Here is an 18,011-nt window from a genome sequence, read left to right as displayed (position 1 = left end):
GGGCCGATCCCTCTCGCATTCGGGAGAGACGGTTGCCCGGAAGGGGCGTTTTGGTGAGAGAGGAACGGGTGGAAGGGGGTGGGACGTGGGAGAGAGTCAGAAGAGACCCGTGGGGTTGCCGTCGGCGTCCACGTCCATGCGCATCGCGGCCGGTTCCTTGGGCAGCCCGGGCATCGTCATGACGGCACCGGTCAATGCCACGATGAAACCTGCGCCCGTCTTGGGGATCAGGTCGCGGACATGTACCCGGAACCCCTTGGGTGCCCCGAGCCTGGAGGCGTCGTCAGTAAAGGAGTACTGCGTCTTGGCCATGCAGACTGGCAGGCCGGACCAGCCGTTCTTCTCGATCTCGGCAAGCCGCTTGAGGGCCGGCACGGAGAATTCGACGCCGTCGGCCCCGTAGATCTCCTGCACAATCGTCCGGATCTTGTCCTCCACAGGTAGGTCCAGCGAGTAGAGGTGATGGAAGTCCGACTCAGCGCCCAGTGCAGTTGCCACCTTGGCGGCGAGCTCGTCCCCGCCATCCCCGCCGCCACCGCGGCCCCAGACATCGGCGACGGCGGCCTCCACGCCTTCCGCCGCACACCAGGCCAGGAGCCACTCGAGTTCCTCGGGAGTGTCCGTGGCGAACTTGTTGATGGACACAACCGGAGTGATTCCGAACTTTGCCACGTTCCGGACGTGCCGCCTGAGGTTCTCCACCCCGGTGGCCATTGCGTCCACGTTGGGTTCGCTGAGGCGTTCCTTGGGAACTCCGCCTTGCATCTTGAGCGCACGGATGGTGGCAACAACCACGACGGCGGATGGCGCCACGTCTGCGATCCGCGCCTTGATGTCCATGTACTTCTCGGCGCCAAGGTCCGCGCCGAAGCCCGCCTCGGTGACCACGATGTCAGCAAGCTGCATGGCGGTCCTGGTGGCGATCAGCGAGTTGCATCCATGGGCGATGTTCGCGAACGGACCCCCGTGGACCAGAGCGGGAGTCCCTGCGATGGTCTGCACGAGGTTCGGCTTGATGGCGTCCTTCAGAAGCATGGTGAGTGCCCCCTGAACGCCGAGGTCTGCCACGGTAACCGGAGCGCGATCGTAGGTGTACCCGAAGGTTATCCGGCCCAGCCGCGACCGGAGATCGTCGAGGTCCGTTGCCAGGCAGAAAACTGCCATGATTTCCGAGGCCACAGTGATGTCGAAACCGTCCTGGCGGGGCACGCCCTGCGCGGGACCGCCGAGGCCGATCACCACTTCCCTCAGGGCGCGGTCGTTCATGTCCAGCACGCGTTTGAACGTCATGCGCCGTGGATCGATGCCCAGCTGGTTGCCTTGGAAGATGTGGTTGTCCACCAGGGCCATGAGGGCGTTGTTCGCTGAGGTGATCGCGTGGAAGTCCCCTGTGAAGTGCAGGTTGATGTCGTCCATCGGCAGGACCTGAGAATAACCGCCTCCCGTTGCCCCGCCCTTCATGCCAAGAATCGGTCCCAGGGATGGTTCCCGGAGCGCGATCATCACCTTGTGCCCGGCGCGGGCCAGGGAATCGGCGAGCCCCACCGTAGTGGTTGACTTGCCTTCACCGGCGGGCGTGGGGGACATGGCCGAAACAAGCACAACCTTTCCCGGCGCCTTGCCCGCAAGGAGCACTAGCTTGCCGACATCGATTTTGGCTTTGTAAGGCCCGTAGAGCTCAAGGGCATCCACATTGATGCCCGCCCTTTGGGCGATTTCCTCGATGGGGAGGATGGCGGCGTTGTGGGCAATTTCAAGATCACTCATGACCTTGTCTTCAGACATCGTTGTCCTTCGGCTGGATGTTCCCGTTCAGGGCTGACGCTTGTGGCGCGCAAACGCTGTGCGCGACAATCTACCAGCCGCGCGGCCGGATGCCGGGCAACCTCAAGTCCGGGGAAGCAACAGGCCCCCGACCGCTTCGCGATAGCTCTCCAGGGTGATCGCAGCTGTCCGCTGCCACCCGAAGGACTCGGCATGGGTGGCAGCAAGCCTGCCCATGTCTTCGCGGGTTTGGACGTCGTCGTAGAGGTCCTCCAGGGCGTCAGCCCAGTCAGTGGGGTCGTGCCCGTCCACCAGGATTCCAGTGCGCCCGTCCGAGATTGCCCGGGACAGGCCGCCGACGTTGGTGGCCACGACCGGTGTACCGCACGCCTGTGCTTCCAAAGCGACCAGCCCAAAGGATTCGCTGAAGGACGGCATCACCACGACGTCCGCCGAGCGGAACCAGCCAGCCAGCTCGGGTGCCACTACCGGCGGGCGGTGAGTGACGACGTCGTCCATTCCGGCCTCGTGGATGATCTGCTGGAGGTTGAAGTCCTTGGCTCCGCTCAGCGAACCCAGTATGGTCATTTCCAGATCTATGTCCGGCCGCCGCTTCCGCAGGATGCCGGCCGCCCTGACGAAGACCTGCGGGCCTTTAAGCCGCTGGATCCGTCCGGCGAACAGGATGTGGAAGCTGTCCGGACGGACCTCCAGCCGGGCGCGTGATTTCCTGCGGAACGCGGGCGTGAACACGTTGAGGTCCACCCCGGGCGGAGCGACATCGATCCGGTCACGGTCGGCTCCGTAATGCGATACGAGTTCGTCAGCCTCGGCGGGGGTGTTGGCTATCAGGCGTGCGGCGCCGTCGACGATCCTCTGCTCGCCGTTCTCCCGGCGTCGCGGCTCCGGCCGTTCGCCCGGTTGGAGCACGAGGTTCTTGACTTTCGCCATGGTGTGCATGGTGTGCACCAGCGGAACGCCCCACAATGCTGACAGTTCCAGCCCTGCAACACCTGAGACCCAGTAGTGCGAATGGATGGCGTCGTAGCGGCCGTGCAGTTGCTGGTTCCGGATGTTGTCGATTTCTCCCACCATTTGGTGCAGGAGCTCGGGCAGTTCTTCCTTGGGAACCTTGTGGCGGGGTCCGGCTGGAACGTTGTGGACGCACACGCCGGGGCCCGGATGCTCGACGGCGGGTTGGCTGGCTTTGGTGGCGCGCGTGAAAATCTCCACCTCCACGCCGGTCTCTGCCAGTGCCATGGCCAAGGCACGGACGTAGACGTTCATTCCGCCTGCGTCACCGGCTCCGGGCTGCTCCATGGGGGAGGTGTGCAACGACAGGAACGCCACACGACGGACCATCGGCATCGCACTCTCCTGACTTTTCCTGCAATTCACTTTTTGCCCTGCAGAAAACACTACTCCTGCCCGTCCGCGCCTCAATAAAGCGGCCCCGCTATGTGGACAAGGCTGCTAGCGTGTGGGCTGTGAGCCAAGAACAAACCTTCGAAATCCGCAAGGCAACGCCGGGGGACTGGGCGGGCATCTGGTCCATCCTGGAACCCGTGATCCGTGAGGGCGAGACCTTCACCTGGGACCGGGACACCACGGAAGACGCAGCCAGGGCCAAATGGATCAAGGAAGCTCCCGGCCAGACGTTTGTTGCGGCGGACAAGGTCACCGGCAGGATCCTCGGTACCGGGGAGTTCCACGCCAACCAAGGGGGCGGCGGAAGCCATGTGGCCAATGCCGGATACATGGTGGGGGCCCACCACTCGGGCCAGGGCATTGCGCGGGCACTCTGCGCCTACTCTCTCCAGGAAGCCAAAGCCGCCGGGTTCCGCTCCATGCAGTACAACGCCGTGGTGGAGAGCAACGTCAGGGCCGTATGGCTGTGGCAGTCGATGGGATTCCAGATCCTCGCTACCGTGCCTGACGCCTTCAATCACCCTGAGATCGGTTACGTGGGCCTGCACGTGATGTACCGCAAGCTTTAACCTTTACTCCCACAGCCGGGCCAGCCCCGGAAATGCTTCCTCATAACCGGTCAGCAGTTGCCTGCCCAGCAGCTCCGACCCCACCAGCGGATGCGCAGAAAAAGCCTGGACAGCCGCTTCCCTGTCGTGGTCGCGGACCGCGCGGACGGTGAGCCGTTCCACCTCCTTGACGCGCTGCATCAAGGTGAGGAACCGGCCTGGGGGCCGTTCCTGCGCAACCGCTACCGCGCCGTCGGGCGTCACACGGGACGGAACCTCGACGACGGCGTCCGCCGGCAGTCCTGGAACGGCCACCTCTGCAGGGTGGGGACTGTCCGCGGCAAGCACGGGCGCGTTGGGCACGTTGAGGATGAGGTGGGCGGGCCCGCCACCGGCGAGGGCCCGCATCACGGACAGCGCCACCCGTTCGTAGCCGCCGCCTGCGAGATCGGATTCGTCGCGCTGTTCCCCATGGGTGCGGGCTTCGGCCAGGTAGCCTTCCTCCCGCGATCGCCGTGCCTTATCCCACAACGCAAAAGCGTCGTCCGCCTCGACCAACGCCGGATAAAGGGAATGTTGCTGTTGGTGGATCGAGGCCCCGCGGGTTTGGCTTTGTGCACGGATGGCGGCGGTTGCTTGCGCTGTTTGGTAGTAGTAGTAGAGGTACTCATTGGGCAGGCAGCCAAGCCTTTTCAGGGTGTCCGGCCCGAACAGCCGCCCTTCTTCCATGGACTCAAGGGCGGCCCGATTGTCCAGCAGCCCGGGCAGGAGATCCCTGCCGCCCGGTGCCAGCCGGTAGAGCCAGCCCAGGTGGTTCAGCCCGTAGTAGCCCACGCCGTCGAGATTTCCTTCTTCCAGCGGGGCCCCGGCCGCGCGGGCCGCCCGCTGGGCAAGGCCTCCGGCAGAATCGCAGATCCCGATCACCCGTTTCCCAAGGACAGGCACCAGGGCTTCCGTGACCATCCCGGCGGGGTTGGTGAAGTTGATCAGCCAGGCTTCGGGGCAATGACGGCGCATGGCCTGTGCGAGCTCCAGCATGCGGGGGATGGACCGGAGCGCATAGGAGATCCCACCGGCGCCCGTGGTCTCCTGTCCCAGGAGGCCCAGCGCCAAGGCAACGCCCTCATCGGCGATCCGGCCGGCGGTTCCACCGGGACGGATGGCCGCGAACACAACGTCAGTCCCGGTGAGGGCCTGGCCAAGGTCGGTACACGCCACAACACTGGGACCGGAAGCAAGAGGTGTGGGCATATCGCGGAGTACTGCCTCGATGGCAGTGAGCCGTTGATCGTCGACGTCGAAGAGCACCAGTTCACTGACCAACCGAGCGAAGGGGCCCTCGCACAAGGCCCGGTACACAAGGGGAACCCGGAATCCGCCGCCACCGGCGATCATGAGCCGCATGGTTCGAGTCTATGCAGCCGCGCAAGCTGCGGCGTAGTCTGCCGTTCATGGACGCTATGCCCCAGCGACGATTCGACCCCCTTGCCTCCGTCAGGTCCGACGGCGACGCCGGTTGCGACCTCCTCCTGACCGGCACGGTCTTCCAGGACATCATTTTCACCGGCCTTCCCCAAGCGCCCGAACCCGGCACAGAAGTCTGGAGCGAGGGCATGGGAAGCTGCCCGGGAGGAGTGGCGAACCAGGCGATCGCCGCTGCCCGGCTGGGGTTGAGGACCAATCTTGCGGCCACCTTCGGCGACGACGGCTACGGTGACTACAACTGGCAGATCCTCGAAACGCAGGAACACGTTGATCTCTCCCTGTCCCAGCGGGTTCCCGGGTGGCACTCACCGGTGACCGTCTCGATGTGCGTGAACCAGGACCGTTCCATGGTCACCCACGGCCACCCGGCACCAATCAGTTCCTCCCAGCTGATTGGCCAGCCGCCCCGGGCGCTCGCAGCCGTTGCGGACCTGGAAGAGGAGATGGAGCCGTGGATGCTGGCCGCAAAGGCCGCCGGCACCAAACTCTTCGGGGTTGTGGGCTGGGACCCTACGGGCAAATGGTCCGAACGCAGGCTGGATCAGCTTGAGCATTTCCATGCCTTCCTCCCCAACGCCCCCGAAGCGATGGCCTTTACGGGCAAATCCGATCCTTGGGCCGCGCTGTACTCCCTGGCAGACCGAGTGCCGGTGGCCGTGGTGACCCTTGGCCCCCAGGGAGCGGTGGCGGTGGACTCGGAAACCGGTGAGGAGGAGTGGGTGCCGTCCCTGCCGGTCCCGGCCTCGGACCCCACCGGAGCCGGGGACTGCTTCGGGGCCGCGTTCATTGTGGGATCCCTTGCGGGATGGCGGCTGGGTGACCGACTGCGCTTTGCCAACCTGTGCGCATCGCTGGCCGTCCAGGAAGTTGGCGGCTCCTTGGCCGCACCGGGCTGGGGAGACATCGCGGACTGGTGGCAGCGGGCAAACGCGCGCAAGGAACGCCAGTCCAGCCAATGGCTGAGGCGCTTCGCCTTCCTGGAGCCGATCGTGAAGGACATTCCTGCCGAAGCCCAACGGCGTGCCCGGGCCACCATCGCGCACTTGTCGGATGCCCAGTAGTGCCAAGTACCGGTGGGCAGTTAACCCGAATTCACTGGCACCACTAGAATCTCTAGGGTGACTTACGAAGCAGCTGCAGATATCGGTATCGGTTCAAAGGCCTCAATAGCCAAATCGGCGGTGCTGGAACGGTCCGCCGTGATCGATCTCGAAGCTGTGCGCCACAACGTCCGCCAGTTCGTTGGCATCGCCTCTCCCGCCGCGGTCATGGCCGTCGTCAAAGCCGACGCTTACGGCCACGGTGCCGTGCAGGTTGCCCGGGCAGCCCTCGACGCCGGAGCCGCCTGGCTCGGGGTCGCGCACATTTCCGAGGCGCTCGCGTTGCGGGCCGCAGGTATCGATGCCCCCTTGCTTGCATGGCTGCACACCCGCGAGAGCAACTTCCAAGCGGCCGTCGCCGCCGGCATCGACGTCGGAATCTCAGGTTGGGAACTCGACGCGGTCGTTGCGGCAGCGCGCGAACAGGAACGCCCTGCGCGGGTGCACCTCAAGGTGGACACCGGTCTGGGCCGCAACGGCTGCACCATTGCCGACTGGGACCAGCTGCTGGGCCAGGCCATGGACTACCAGGACCAGGGCCTGCTGCGGGTGGTGGGCATTTTCTCGCACCTCGCGGTCGCTGACGAGCCGCACCGCCCGGAGACCGACGAGCAACTCGCTGTCTTCCGTGAAGCAATCGCCATGGCCGAAGACGCGGGAGTGGACACCGAAGTCCGCCACATCGCCAACACGCCCGCCACGTTGTCCCGTCCGGATTCGCACTTCGACCTGGTCCGCGTTGGACTGGGGATCTACGGATTGTCGCCCTTCGAAGGCGCCACCTCTGCCGAACTTGGCCTGCACCCCGCCATGACCGTGCGCACGCTCCTGTCCAATTGCAAGCAGGTACCCAAGGGCCAGGGTGTCTCCTACGGTTTGAACTACCGGACCAGTGAGGAAAGCATCCTCGGCCTGGTTCCGCTCGGATATGCCGACGGCGTCCCGCGGATCGGCACCGGCGGTCCGGTACGGGTCAACGGAGTCAACTACCCGGTGGTTGGCAGGATCGCGATGGACCAGATGGTCATCGACCTGGGGCCAATGACGCCCGAAACGACAGCCACCTTCAAGGGTGCTGAAGCCGTCATGTTCGGCGACGGCGCCGACGGCGGTCCCACAGCCGACGACTGGGCAGCGGCAGCAGGAACCAACAACTACGAAATCGTCACACGCATCAGCCCCCGCGTACCGCGCAGCTACGTCAACGAGCTGCCGACACAACCCGACATGCAAAAATCCACAGCCGCCAGCGCCGAAAAGGCAGCGCTGTGAGCGGACCCCAATGGGAGCGCAGGTTGACGGTCACGACGGCGGACCAGACCCACGCGCTCGCAGCGGCTCTCGGTGGGGTACTGGAGGCAGGCGACCTCCTGGTCCTGACCGGTGAATTGGGTGCGGGAAAGACCACGTTCACCCAGGGGCTGGGGGAGGGCATGGGGGTCCGTGCCGGGATTATCTCGCCGACCTTTGTGCTGGTACGGATCCATCCCAATCTTGCCGATGGTCCCCGGCCAGGCGGCCCGGACCTGGTCCATGTGGACGCCTACAGGTTGGAATCTGCCGCGGAAATCGACGACATCGATCTTGAGAACACCATGGACACGGCCGTCACCGTGGTGGAGTGGGGCCGGGACCGGGTGGAGCACCTTTCGGAGAGCCGGCTGGAAGTTGAGCTGCATCGGTCTGTTGGCGGAGACAACGCGGCAGCGCCCCTCGACGGGGACGTGTTGAATTTCGACACCGATGACGACGACGAGCCCCGCACCATTGTTTTCCGCGGCTTCGGTCCCCGCTGGGCCCGGACCCCAAGGCTTCTTGAGACTGCAGAACAGGGAGGCAGCTGATGCTGATCCTGGCCATTGATACTTCGGCTGTAGCCAGCGCCGCCCTCATTTCGGACGACGCCATGGAAGGCGTGGTGGATTCGTTCGCCACGGAGGACACCCGCAGCCACGCTGAAGTCCTTGCCCCGGGCATTGAGAAACTGTTGGCGGGTGCCGGGGTTACCGGGGCGGACATTGACGCGATCGTTACCGGGGTAGGGCCAGGCCCTTTCACGGGCCTCCGGTCCGGCATCGCCACTGCCCGCACCCTGGCCTTCGTGTGGAACAAGCCGTTGTACGGCCTCATGAGCCTGGACGCGATCGCACTGGAAGTCGCGGAATCCACAGCGGCCGCTCCTGAGTTCCTGGTGGCCACGGATGCACGACGCAAAGAGGTCTACTGGGCCCGGTACGCTGTGGCGCAGGGGCAGCTCCCTGAACTCCTGGATGGCCCCCATGTGGGCTTCGCCTCCGAACTCCCGGAGCTGCCCGTGTTTGGTGCGGGCGCGGGCTTGTACGCCGATGTCCTGCGCGCGGACCAGGAGTTCTCCTCGAAACAACCCGACGCCGCCTCACTGGGCCAGTTTGCCCTGGCCCGGCTCAACGCCGGACAGCAACTGCTGGACTCCACGCCTTTGTACTTGCGGGAATCGGACGCCCAAGTGCCCGGTCCCCGGAAGCGTGCGCTCTGATGGGACGGAAACTGTGAAATTGTCACCCAAACTGGAGCTTGCCGGGGTATCCCTGCGGGACATGGCAGAGCCGGACATCCGGGATGTCGAAGCGCTGGAGCGCCGGCTGTTCCCTGTGGATGCGTGGCCGCTTCAGATGTTCATCGATGAATTGGCCCAGCCGGAAACCCGGCGGTACGTGGTGGCCGAGGCCGACGGCGAAATCGTGGGCTATGCGGGTTTGATGTGCATCGAACCCATAGCGGACGTGCAGACGATCGCCGTCGTTCCTGAATTCGAAGGCAAGGGGATCGGCTCAGCGATGCTGACCGAGCTGATCGAGGAGGCCCGGCGGCGCCGGGCGGCGGATGTCCTGCTCGAGGTCCGTGCCGACAACCCCCGAGCCCAGCAGTTGTACGTGCGCTTCGGTTTTGAGCAGATCCACGTCCGCCCCCGCTATTACCGCGATGGCACGGACGCTTTGATCATGCGGCTGCAACTCGGCGAGGCCCTATCCCAGGAAGGACCCACGGCATGAGCATGCCTGTTGCCCAACAACCACTGGTGCTCGGCATTGAATCTTCGTGCGACGAGACAGGCGTCGGCATCGTGCGGGGGACCACCCTGCTCACCAATACGGTGTCCTCTTCCATGGAGGAGCACGTTCGTTTCGGCGGCGTGATTCCGGAGATCGCCTCCCGCGCGCATTTGGACGCTTTTGTTCCTACTTTGCAGGAGTCACTGCACGAAGCCGGGGTCACCCTGGAGGAGATCGACGCGATCGCCGTAACCTCCGGTCCTGGCCTGGCGGGTGCCCTCATGGTGGGGGTCTGCGCTGCGAAGGCGTTGGCTGTCGCCACCGGGAAGCCGCTGTATGCGATCAACCACTTGGTGGCCCATGTTGGTGTTGGTCTTCTTGATCCGCGACCGGGTCAGGACGGAAAGCCCGACGCGGGTGCTGCCGCCGGCCTGGGTGCCGGACAGTTGCCCGAGAACCTGGGAGCCCTCCTGGTATCGGGTGGGCACACGGAAATCCTGCGCATCCGCAGCATCACCGAAGATGTTGAATTGCTGGGCTCAACCATTGACGACGCCGCCGGGGAAGCCTACGACAAAGTGGCCCGTATCCTGGGGCTCGGTTACCCGGGTGGGCCGGCCATCGACAAACTGGCCCGCCAGGGCAACCCCAAATCCATCCGCTTCCCGCGGGGCCTGACCCAACCCAAGTACATGGGGACCGCGGAGGAGAAGGGGCCGCACCGCTATGACTGGTCGTTCAGCGGCCTGAAAACCGCAGTGGCCCGGTGTGTGGAACAATTCGAGGCCCGGGGCGAGGACGTGCCGGTGGCGGACATTGCCGCAGCGTTCCAGGAGGCCGTGGTGGATGTCATCACCTCGAAGGCAATTCTGGCCTGCAAGGAGAACGGTATTACGGACCTCCTGCTGGGCGGCGGCGTGGCAGCCAATTCGCGGCTCCGTGAGCTGACCGGGCAGCGCTGTACCTCTGCCGGAATCAAGCTCCATGTGCCGCCCCTGGACCTGTGCACGGATAACGGCGCCATGGTGGCGGCCCTCGGAGCCCAGCTCATCATGGCAGGCGTGGGTCCATCCGGCGTGGAGTTCGCGCCGGATTCCTCCATGCCCGTCACTACGGTGTCAGTACCCGCCTAGAGCTCCACCAACAAGCAACGCGGGGTCACTTATGGCCCATCCCGAAGGCATTTATGGGCCATAAGTGACCCCGCGTTGCTGCGAATGGTCAGGCGTTCCCGGCTTAGGCGTCCGGACCTTTGCGCATCTGCTGAACCAGGTCCATGACCACTGCCTGCAGGTCACCGTTGTGTTCGGCCGCCACGCGGCGTTGCCGCTGGTAGCTGGCACCTCGATCCACGATCTTCAGGACGTCTGCCAGTTCTTCGGAACAACCAAGCTTGGCCGCTACAGGCTCAAGGCGCGCAACAGTTTCCGCCAGGTGCTCCGTGACAAGCTGCTCGTTGCCGGCAGCATCGAGGATGATGATGGCTTCCATGCCGTACCGCGCGGCGCGCCACTTGTTCTCCTGCACATGCCACGGCGGCATGGTGGGAATGCTCCCGCCGGCGTCGAGGATGGAGGAGAACTCGTCCACCAGGCATTGGGTCAGGGCCGCAATGGCGCCAACTTCCTCAAGGGTGGCAAGGCCATCGCAGATGCGCATCTCGATGGTGCCCAGGTTGGAGACGGGGCGGATGTCCCAGCGGATCTCTGACGTGGAATCGATCACTCCCGTGGTGAACATGTCCTGGACATAGGACTCGTAGGCCTCCCAAGTTTCGAACTGGAAGGGCAACCCTGCCGTGGGGAGCTGCTGGAACATGAGCGCACGCTGGGACGCGTAGCCTGTCTCTTCACCGGCCCAGTAGGGGCTGGAGGCGGACAACGCCTGGAAGTGCGGGAAGTAGTTGACTAGGCCATCCAGGATCGGAAGGACTTTTTCCTTACGGTCGATGCCCACGTGGACGTGGACGCCGTAGATGACCATCTGGCGTCCCCACCATTGGGTGCGCTCGATCAGTTTGGCGTAGCGCTCTTTGTCGGTGACCGGCTGGAGCAGGGGAGGGCTGAAGGGATGGCTGCCGGCACAAAATACTTCCACGCCCATGGGATCGGTGACTTCCCGCACCGCTGCCAGGGAACGGCTGAGGTCCTCTTTGGCATCCTTGACGGTCTCGCAGATGCCGGTGACAAGTTCCACCGTGTTGAGGAGCAGTTCGCGCTTGATATGGGGGTGTTCGTCGTCCTCATTGAGGTCGGGGTGATTCGCTGCCACGCCTTTGAGGACATCATTTGCTACGGATACGAGTTCCCCAGTGCGTGCATTGACGAGCGCCAACTCCCATTCCACACCCAGTGTCGACTGCCTGGATGGCGCAAAATCAATCTGCACGTAGTCCCCTCAATTTGTACTTCCCGGCAATGTGTACTGTCCGGCAATGTGTTGTTTCGGCCGGGCATAGTTCCCCGCTGCGGGGCCGCCAGCGGTCGGATCAAGTCTAATGCAGCGGGAACCACGGTAATTGCGTGATGAGGCAGGGTCATTCCTACTCGGTTTGCTATTGAGAATGATTCGCATTAGAATCCTTCCATGCACTTCACCGTCGTCAGTTCCCTGGACAGCCAATGCCGCGAGTCGGCCACAGAGCGGCTTGGCCGCACCCACGGAAATTCCGTGGTGGTCCTCCACGACCTCCTGGATGGTTCGTTGGTCCTGCGGCGGGTCTATAGGGAAGGCAGGCTGATCGAACGGGAGACGACGGTACTGGAACATGGTTGCCTTAGCTGCACGGTCAGGTTGGATGTAGTCCCGACGGCGGAACGGCTCGCCGCGTCCGGTTTCGGCCACGTGGTCCTTGGCCTGCCGCCAGGTGTCGCCACGGGCATGGCCCTGGCGGAGCTCCGTCGCAGCCTGGAGGGGCCGGTGGTCATCGACAACGCAGTTTTGGCAGTGGACCCTGCGGACGTGGACAACCATATTTGGGATCGCCATACGCTGTTCGAGTCCGGCTTCACCTCCATGCCCACCGATGAGCGCACCAGCGGTGAGTTCCTCGTTGGGGAATTCGGGCAGGTGGACACGGTGCTCATGGCCCCGGGTTTGGGCGCTGTGTTGTCCGGGGAGGCCGGCGAAGGGACGGAACCATGGCTGACAGGAGAGGAGCTCCTGGGCGAACTGGCGCCCCACGCCAACCTGGTGGGGCCGGCCGACGTATTCCGGCCGGGCTGCTTCGACCCCGCCGAAGCAGCGGCCCGCAACCGGCCCGGCGTCGTGCGTCTGCCTGCCAGCGACTCGCGGGGTTCCTTCACCACCGTGCTTCATAAAGCCGGCCGTCCCCTGCATCCGGGCCGGTTCCGTGACGCGCTGCCGCATCTGGCGAGCGGAACGCATTGGTTGCGGGGGCGTCTGTGGATTGCGTCGGCCCCGGAAATCCGGATCGCTGTTCAAGGCATAGGGCCAAGGGTCTGGCTCGAAAGCACGGGGAAGTGGCTGGCCGACTCGAATGATCGAGCACCCGGGGCAACCGGCCAACGCCATCATCAGGGCGTGGACGTAGATGCTGCCCTCGACTGGCAGCCAAGCTACGGGGACCGCGGCACCGTCCTGGCCATTACCGGCTATTCACAAGACGTCGATCCCCAGGAAGTCCGCGAGCTTCTGGACCGCTGCCAGTTGACCGAAGCCGAAATGCATGCGGATTCCGGCGTTTGGGAAGATCCCCTGGATCTGAGCAATGCCCTCTAAATCGACCCACCAAACCTAACCACCAGGAAAAGGAGAAACACCATGAAGGTCAGGAACTCGCTGCGTGCCCTCAAGAAGATCCCCGGGGCGCAAATCGTCCGTCGGCGTGGCCGCACGTTCGTCATCAATAAGAACAACCCGCGGATGAAGGCGCGCCAGGGGTAACCGGGCTCCAGTATCAACAGGGCGTTGTTTAATGGGTGGATGCCCATCCTGAATAAAGACATGTCCTTGTGCATTTCGCTCGCGGCCCGCCCCAGCAATATCGGGACCCGCTTCCACAATTATTTGTACGATCTGCTCGGCTTGAACTTTATCTACAAGGCATTCGCTCCTGCGGACATCACCCTCGCGGTAGCGGGCATCCGCGGCCTCCCCATCCGGGGCGCCGCGGTGTCCATGCCCTACAAGGAAGCTGTTATTCCGTTGGTGGACGTGCTTGATCCCTCTGCCAAGGCCATCGATTCGGTGAACACGATCGTGAACGACGACGGCGTCCTGACCGCCTACAACACCGATTACATCGCGATCGCCCGGCTGCTGAAAGATCACCAGGTTCCTGCGGGCCATTCCGTGCTGTTGCGCGGTGCCGGAGGAATGGCCAAGGCTGTTGCCGCAGCCCTCAGGGATGCCGGTTTCACTGCGGTCACCATTGTGGCGCGGAATGAAACCGCAGGCCGTGCGCTGGCTGACCTCTACGGCTTCGCCTGGCAGGACGATGTCAACGGGGCAACGGCGGACCTCATCATCAACGTCACTCCGCTGGGCATGACCGGTGCGGATGAAGCCGCCCAGTCCTTCGACGACGCTACGATCGCCGCCTCGCAGGTGGTTTTCGACGTCGTGGCGCTGCCGTCCGAGACACCGCTCATCAAGGCCGCGCGGTCTGCCGGAAAGCCGGTGATCACGGGCGCCGAAGTCATTGCCATCCAGGCGGAGGAACAATTCGTCCTGTACACAGGAGTGCGTCCGACGCCCGGACAGGTGCGCGAAGCGTCGGAATTCTCGCGTCGCTGACGCCTCAGGCAGTCACTGGTTCCACCACCACAGCCACTCTCTCCTCGCCGATCCTGGTGAGGACAAGGGTGGCTGTTTTGGCTTCCATGCCCTTGGCGGGCTTTGCCGGCAGCAGCTGTTTCCGGAGCTCTTCAGGAGTTACCGCGGTGCCACGTTTCTTGATGTCCAGGACGGTGATGCCGTTGCTCCTGACCCATCCCTTGAGGGCTTTGACGTTGAAGGGCATCACTTCCAGCACCTTGTACGCGCGGGCAAAAGGTGTGTCGTGCAGTTCGGGAGCGCAGATGTAGGCGATGTGCTCGTCAACCAGGTGCCCGCCCAGGCGTTCAGCGACGTCGGCAACCAGCCCCGCGCGGATCAGGGCACCGTCCGGTTCATAGAGGAAGCCTTCAACAGGCCCGACGGCGGCTACCGGACCGCCGTCGAAGTCCTCACCGCTGGTGATTTCGGCAGCGCCCTGCGCGCCAATGACCAAGGCGGCACGGCGGATTCCCGGGCGGCCCACGGAGTTGAACCACAGCGTGGCCTCGGTGACATCGCCGCCCACGGAAACCCATTGGGCCTCGCAGTTGGAAGGGACGGAGTCGTGGGGGATGCCCGGGCCCATCTTCACGCCTACTGCGCGCCCGGTCGCAGCCAGGCTTTCAACGAAGGACAACGGGGGCGAGAAAGCCTCCGGATCCCAGATCCTCTTGGTCCCGGACGTGGAGGTGGTGCGCCTGGCGGGGTCCAGCCACACGCCGTCGATCCCTTCGAGGTCCACTGACACGGCATCCGAGTGCACCACGGTGGCATGCGGAAATGGCATGAGGTTGATCATGGCGCAGGCGGCGGTGGTTTCGTCCATTTCCACGGCGGTGACGGCGATGTCCATGGATGCCATCGCCATGGAATCGGCACCAAGGCCGCAGCCAAGGTCGGCAACATGGGTGATGCCGGCCTGGACGAAACGTTCGGCATGCCGGGCGGCGACGTTCAAGCGGGTGGCCTGCTCCAGCCCGGCCTGCGTGAACAGCATTTGCCGGGCGAATTCACCGAATTTCGCCTCGGCGCGGGTCCGGAGGCGGGACTGGGTCAAAACAGCGGCCACGAGGTCGGGGGAGTGGCCGGCCTTGCGGAGGTTGGCATTGACGGCGAACGCATCAGCCTCGCGGTATGGCCCCAGCGAGGCAAGAAGTTCCCATCCTTCAGTGGTCAGCAAGGGCGCGATCTGTTCCTGCGGTGCATGAGGCATGGGAACAAGCCTAGCGTCGCGCGTCATGCCGGGGTGACTGCCGGATCAGCCGGATAGGGTTGTTTTCATGGACGACAACGCAGCACCGCAACCCTCCCGCCTCACCAAGTATGCCCGGCCCGCCCTGATTGCAGGAGCTGTCATCGCGGTAGTCTGCATCGGCCTTCTGATCGTCATCTTCGCACTGGACTCCTTCAACGCGGCAGCTTATTCCGTTACCGGCAAGAGCGTGAACGACCCCACGGAAGAGGCACGCGACATCCGCGATCTTTACAGCGGGGCTCGACTGGGCGGCATCATCGCGCTGGTCGTCTCCGGCGTCGCGGCGGTGGCCTCGGCAGTGGTGCTCTACCTGAACCGCGGCAACGAACCTTTGGATGAGGACGACGACGGCCAGGACTACGATCTGGACGACCTCACGGACCAGTGACCTACGTTCACCCATGACGAAATGCTGGCACTCACCTTGACCGAGTGCTAACGCCTTACATAGAGTCTAGTTAGCACTCTCCCCCGGAGGGTGCTAATCACGCCAGGCGTTCACCGGCACCGCGACGACGGTTGTACGCCAAGGCACCCTAGTTCTTAGTCCATGAATCAGCTCATGAAAAGGAGAGTCCGAGTGTCGGTCTCGATTAAGCCTCTTGAGGATCGTATTGTTGTTCGCCCGCTCGAAGCAGAGCAGACCACGGCTTCCGGCCTGGTTATTCCGGACTCCGCACAGGAGAAGCCGCAGGAAGGCGAAGTTGTTGCAATCGGCCCCGGCCGCTTCGATGACAACGGCAACCGCGTACCGGTTGACGTAGCTGTTGGCGACGTCGTCATCTACTCCAAGTACGGTGGAACCGAAGTCAAGACCGGTGGCAGCGAGTACCTCGTTCTGTCCGCCCGCGACGTCCTTGCGATCGTCGTAAAGTAACTTCCTGGAGCCCCGCACCGCCGCCGCATTGGAATCATTCCGAGCGTCAGCGGTGCGGGTTTTCTGTCTCGAAAGGACACAACCATGGCAAAGCAGCTTGCATTTAACGATGCTGCCCGCCGGTCTCTTGAGGCCGGTATCGACAAGCTCGCCAACACTGTCAAGGTGACGCTGGGCCCGCGCGGCCGCAACGTCGTGCTGGACAAGAAGTGGGGCGCTCCCACGATCACCAACGATGGCGTCACCATCGCCCGTGAAGTTGAGCTTGACGACCCCTACGAGAACCTTGGCGCACAGCTGGCCAAGGAAGTAGCCACCAAGACCAACGACGTCGCAGGCGACGGCACCACCACGGCAACCGTGCTGGCTCAGGCCCTGGTCAAGGAGGGCCTGCGCAACGTTGCTGCCGGCGCCGCTCCCGGCGAGATCAAGCGTGGCATCGAAGTTGCCGTTGAAGCCGTTGCAGCACGCCTGCTGGAGAACGCCCGCGAAGTCGAAGGCACCCAGGTAGCCAACGTCGCAGCCATCTCCGCGCAGAGCGATGAAGTTGGCGAACTGCTGGCTGAGGCGTTCGGCAAGGTGGGCAAGGATGGTGTCATCACCATCGAAGAGTCCTCCACCACGCAGACCGAGCTGGTGCTGACTGAGGGCATGCAGTTCGACAAGGGCTACCTGTCCCCGTACTTCGTCACTGACGCAGAACGCCAGGAAGCTGTCCTCGAGGACGCCCTCATCCTGATCAACCAGGGCAAGATCTCCTCTCTGCAGGACTTCCTTCCCCTGCTGGAGAAGGCCCTGCAGGCCAACAAGCCGCTCTTCATCATCGCTGAGGACATCGAAGGCGAAGCCCTTTCCACGCTGATCGTCAACCGCATCCGCGGCACGCTCAACGTTGTTGCCGTCAAGGCTCCGGGCTTCGGCGACCGCCGCAAGGCAATGCTCCAGGATATCGCCACGCTCACGGGCGCACAGGTTGTTTCCCCGGACCTCGGCCTGACCCTGGACTCCGTTGGCCTTGAGGTGCTCGGCACCGCCCGCCGCATCACGGTCACCAAGGACAACACCACCATTGTGGACGGCGCCGGAACCGAGCAGGACGTCGCTGACCGCGTTGCCCAGCTCCGTGCCGAGCTGACCCGGACGGACTCCGACTGGGACAAGGAAAAGCTGCAGGAACGCCTGGCCAAGCTGGCCGGCGGCATTGGCGTGATCAAGGTTGGCGCAGCCACCGAGGTGGAGCTGAAGGAAAAGAAGCACCGCATCGAGGACGCTGTTTCCTCCACGCGTGCAGCCCTCGAAGAAGGCATCGTTTCCGGTGGCGGTTCCGCCCTCATCCACGCCCTCAAGGCACTGGACGAGTCCCCGGCCGTCAAGAACCTCGAAGGTGACGCAGCAGCTGCTGTCGGCATCGTCCGCCGCGCCCTGGTCCAGCCCTTGCGCTGGATTGCCCAGAACGCCGGCTTTGACGGTTTCGTCGTAGCAGCCAAGGTTGCCGAACTCGAAGCCAACCACGGCTTCAATGCCAAGTCCGGCGAGTACGAGGACCTGATCGCCGCCGGCGTGATCGACCCCGTCAAGGTCACCCGTTCGGCACTCCGCAACGCCGCTTCCATCGCAGCCCTGGTTCTCACTACCGAGACCCTGGTTGCCGAGAAGCCGGCTGAGGAAGAAGACGCACACGCAGGCCACCAGCACTAGCACCTGCTGAAGAAGCCCCGGTCACGTTCGCGCGGCCGGGGCTTT

Annotated in this window: 18 protein-coding genes; 13 read left to right on the top strand and 5 right to left on the bottom strand. The window is 64.0% G+C overall.

Translation table 11 applies throughout. The features are described 5' to 3' along the window. Window positions 1-96: 96 nt before the first annotated feature. A complete protein-coding gene (locus PJL15_RS08105; RefSeq protein ID WP_281450669.1) occupies window positions 97-1,785 on the bottom strand; it encodes a formate--tetrahydrofolate ligase in 1,689 nt (562 codons plus the stop codon). Window positions 1,786-1,887: 102 nt separating this feature from the next. Beyond that, window positions 1,888-3,132 (bottom strand): D-inositol-3-phosphate glycosyltransferase, encoded by a 1,245-nt coding sequence (gene mshA / locus PJL15_RS08100; protein WP_281450668.1) that lies wholly within the window; start codon window positions 3,130-3,132, stop codon window positions 1,888-1,890. Window positions 3,133-3,242: 110 nt separating this feature from the next. On the opposite strand from mshA, the gene PJL15_RS08095 reads away from it, so the two are divergent. Beyond that, window positions 3,243-3,761, top strand: a complete 519-nt coding sequence (locus tag PJL15_RS08095; RefSeq protein WP_281450667.1) for a GNAT family N-acetyltransferase — start codon at window positions 3,243-3,245, stop codon at window positions 3,759-3,761. A 3-nt stretch (window positions 3,762-3,764) separates the two neighbouring features. On the opposite strand, the gene PJL15_RS08090 is transcribed toward PJL15_RS08095, so the two are convergent. Then, on the bottom strand, window positions 3,765-5,144 hold the full coding sequence (locus tag PJL15_RS08090) for a 6-phospho-beta-glucosidase (protein WP_281450666.1): 1,380 nt from the start codon (window positions 5,142-5,144) through the stop codon (window positions 3,765-3,767). A gap of 47 nt (window positions 5,145-5,191) precedes the next feature. On the opposite strand from PJL15_RS08090, the gene PJL15_RS08085 reads away from it, so the two are divergent. The 6 genes from PJL15_RS08085 to tsaD are packed head-to-tail and all read left to right on the top strand — an operon-like array spanning window position 5,192 to window position 10,490. Next, window positions 5,192-6,286, top strand: coding sequence for a carbohydrate kinase family protein (locus PJL15_RS08085; RefSeq protein WP_281450665.1), 1,095 nt, complete (start codon window positions 5,192-5,194; stop codon window positions 6,284-6,286). A gap of 57 nt (window positions 6,287-6,343) precedes the next feature. Continuing rightward, complete coding sequence (alr, locus tag PJL15_RS08080) at window positions 6,344-7,597, top strand: alanine racemase (protein ID WP_281450664.1); 1,254 nt, start codon at window positions 6,344-6,346, stop codon at window positions 7,595-7,597. After that, window positions 7,594-8,169, top strand: a complete 576-nt coding sequence (tsaE, locus tag PJL15_RS08075) for a tRNA (adenosine(37)-N6)-threonylcarbamoyltransferase complex ATPase subunit type 1 TsaE (protein WP_281450663.1) — start codon at window positions 7,594-7,596, stop codon at window positions 8,167-8,169. The genes alr and tsaE overlap by 4 nt, the downstream gene beginning before the upstream one ends. Continuing rightward, the gene (gene tsaB / locus PJL15_RS08070) at window positions 8,169-8,840 is read left to right on the top strand and encodes a tRNA (adenosine(37)-N6)-threonylcarbamoyltransferase complex dimerization subunit type 1 TsaB (protein WP_281450662.1); all 672 of its coding nucleotides are present in this window, start codon (window positions 8,169-8,171) and stop codon (window positions 8,838-8,840) included. Before tsaE ends, tsaB begins: the two co-directional genes overlap by 1 nt. A 13-nt stretch (window positions 8,841-8,853) precedes the next feature. Next, complete coding sequence (gene rimI / locus PJL15_RS08065) at window positions 8,854-9,357, top strand: ribosomal protein S18-alanine N-acetyltransferase (RefSeq protein ID WP_281450661.1); 504 nt, start codon at window positions 8,854-8,856, stop codon at window positions 9,355-9,357. After that, on the top strand, window positions 9,354-10,490 hold the full coding sequence (gene tsaD, locus PJL15_RS08060) for a tRNA (adenosine(37)-N6)-threonylcarbamoyltransferase complex transferase subunit TsaD (RefSeq protein ID WP_281450660.1): 1,137 nt from the start codon (window positions 9,354-9,356) through the stop codon (window positions 10,488-10,490). Before rimI ends, tsaD begins: the two co-directional genes overlap by 4 nt. A 103-nt stretch (window positions 10,491-10,593) precedes the next feature. Here the strand turns inward: tsaD and PJL15_RS08055 are convergent, their stop codons facing one another. After that, the gene (locus PJL15_RS08055; RefSeq protein WP_281450659.1) at window positions 10,594-11,745 is read right to left on the bottom strand and encodes a glutamate--cysteine ligase; all 1,152 of its coding nucleotides are present in this window, start codon (window positions 11,743-11,745) and stop codon (window positions 10,594-10,596) included. 198 nt (window positions 11,746-11,943) lie between these two features. On the opposite strand from PJL15_RS08055, the gene PJL15_RS08050 reads away from it, so the two are divergent. Genes PJL15_RS08050 through PJL15_RS08040 form a run of 3 tightly spaced genes read left to right on the top strand, consistent with a single transcriptional unit; the run spans window position 11,944 to window position 14,115 of the window. Beyond that, window positions 11,944-13,098 carry a GTP-binding protein gene (locus tag PJL15_RS08050; protein ID WP_281450658.1) on the top strand — a complete coding sequence of 385 codons (1,155 nt, stop codon included), beginning with the start codon at window positions 11,944-11,946 and terminating at the stop codon, window positions 13,096-13,098. 42 nt (window positions 13,099-13,140) lie between these two features. Then, the gene (ykgO, locus tag PJL15_RS08045) at window positions 13,141-13,263 is read left to right on the top strand and encodes a type B 50S ribosomal protein L36 (protein ID WP_011775528.1); all 123 of its coding nucleotides are present in this window, start codon (window positions 13,141-13,143) and stop codon (window positions 13,261-13,263) included. 39 nt (window positions 13,264-13,302) lie between these two features. Then, window positions 13,303-14,115 carry a shikimate 5-dehydrogenase gene (locus tag PJL15_RS08040; RefSeq protein WP_281450657.1) on the top strand — a complete coding sequence of 271 codons (813 nt, stop codon included), beginning with the start codon at window positions 13,303-13,305 and terminating at the stop codon, window positions 14,113-14,115. Between the two features lie 4 nt (window positions 14,116-14,119). On the opposite strand, the gene PJL15_RS08035 is transcribed toward PJL15_RS08040, so the two are convergent. Continuing rightward, entirely contained in the window at window positions 14,120-15,349 is a 1,230-nt protein-coding gene (locus PJL15_RS08035) for a THUMP-like domain-containing protein (protein ID WP_281450656.1), read from the bottom strand. A gap of 67 nt (window positions 15,350-15,416) precedes the next feature. On the opposite strand from PJL15_RS08035, the gene PJL15_RS08030 reads away from it, so the two are divergent. The 3 genes from PJL15_RS08030 (at window position 15,417) to groL (ending at window position 17,966) form a co-directional block, all read left to right on the top strand. Beyond that, a complete protein-coding gene (locus PJL15_RS08030) occupies window positions 15,417-15,779 on the top strand; it encodes a hypothetical protein (protein WP_281450655.1) in 363 nt (120 codons plus the stop codon). Between the two features lie 192 nt (window positions 15,780-15,971). Continuing rightward, a complete protein-coding gene (groES, locus tag PJL15_RS08025) occupies window positions 15,972-16,268 on the top strand; it encodes a co-chaperone GroES (RefSeq protein ID WP_018776625.1) in 297 nt (98 codons plus the stop codon). A gap of 84 nt (window positions 16,269-16,352) precedes the next feature. Further along, the gene (gene groL / locus PJL15_RS08020; protein ID WP_281450654.1) at window positions 16,353-17,966 is read left to right on the top strand and encodes a chaperonin GroEL; all 1,614 of its coding nucleotides are present in this window, start codon (window positions 16,353-16,355) and stop codon (window positions 17,964-17,966) included. Window positions 17,967-18,011 lie beyond the last annotated feature (45 nt).

Origin of the sequence: Paenarthrobacter nitroguajacolicus (assembly GCF_029952445.1) — a bacterium.
GTDB lineage: Bacteria > Actinomycetota > Actinomycetes > Actinomycetales > Micrococcaceae > Arthrobacter > Arthrobacter nitroguajacolicus_B.
Note: the sequence above shows the minus strand (reverse complement) of the source record. Positions and strands in the feature narration are given on the sequence as shown.

What these genes read in the sequence shown, in the direction of transcription:
- PJL15_RS08105 (WP_281450669.1), bottom strand. Translation starts at nt 1,785, where the DNA reads ATGTCTGAAGACAAGGTCATGAGTGATCTTGAAATTGCCCACAACGCC.
- mshA (WP_281450668.1), bottom strand. Translation starts at nt 3,132, where the DNA reads ATGCCGATGGTCCGTCGTGTGGCGTTCCTGTCGTTGCACACCTCCCCC.
- PJL15_RS08090 (WP_281450666.1), bottom strand. Translation starts at nt 5,144, where the DNA reads ATGCGGCTCATGATCGCCGGTGGCGGCGGATTCCGGGTTCCCCTTGTG.
- PJL15_RS08085 (WP_281450665.1), top strand. Translation starts at nt 5,192, where the DNA reads ATGGACGCTATGCCCCAGCGACGATTCGACCCCCTTGCCTCCGTCAGG.
- tsaB (WP_281450662.1), top strand. Translation starts at nt 8,169, where the DNA reads ATGCTGATCCTGGCCATTGATACTTCGGCTGTAGCCAGCGCCGCCCTC.
- tsaD (WP_281450660.1), top strand. Translation starts at nt 9,354, where the DNA reads ATGAGCATGCCTGTTGCCCAACAACCACTGGTGCTCGGCATTGAATCT.
- PJL15_RS08050 (WP_281450658.1), top strand. Translation starts at nt 11,944, where the DNA reads ATGCACTTCACCGTCGTCAGTTCCCTGGACAGCCAATGCCGCGAGTCG.
- ykgO (WP_011775528.1), top strand. Translation starts at nt 13,141, where the DNA reads ATGAAGGTCAGGAACTCGCTGCGTGCCCTCAAGAAGATCCCCGGGGCG.
- PJL15_RS08040 (WP_281450657.1), top strand. Translation starts at nt 13,303, where the DNA reads ATGCCCATCCTGAATAAAGACATGTCCTTGTGCATTTCGCTCGCGGCC.
- PJL15_RS08035 (WP_281450656.1), bottom strand. Translation starts at nt 15,349, where the DNA reads ATGCCTCATGCACCGCAGGAACAGATCGCGCCCTTGCTGACCACTGAA.
- PJL15_RS08030 (WP_281450655.1), top strand. Translation starts at nt 15,417, where the DNA reads ATGGACGACAACGCAGCACCGCAACCCTCCCGCCTCACCAAGTATGCC.
- groL (WP_281450654.1), top strand. Translation starts at nt 16,353, where the DNA reads ATGGCAAAGCAGCTTGCATTTAACGATGCTGCCCGCCGGTCTCTTGAG.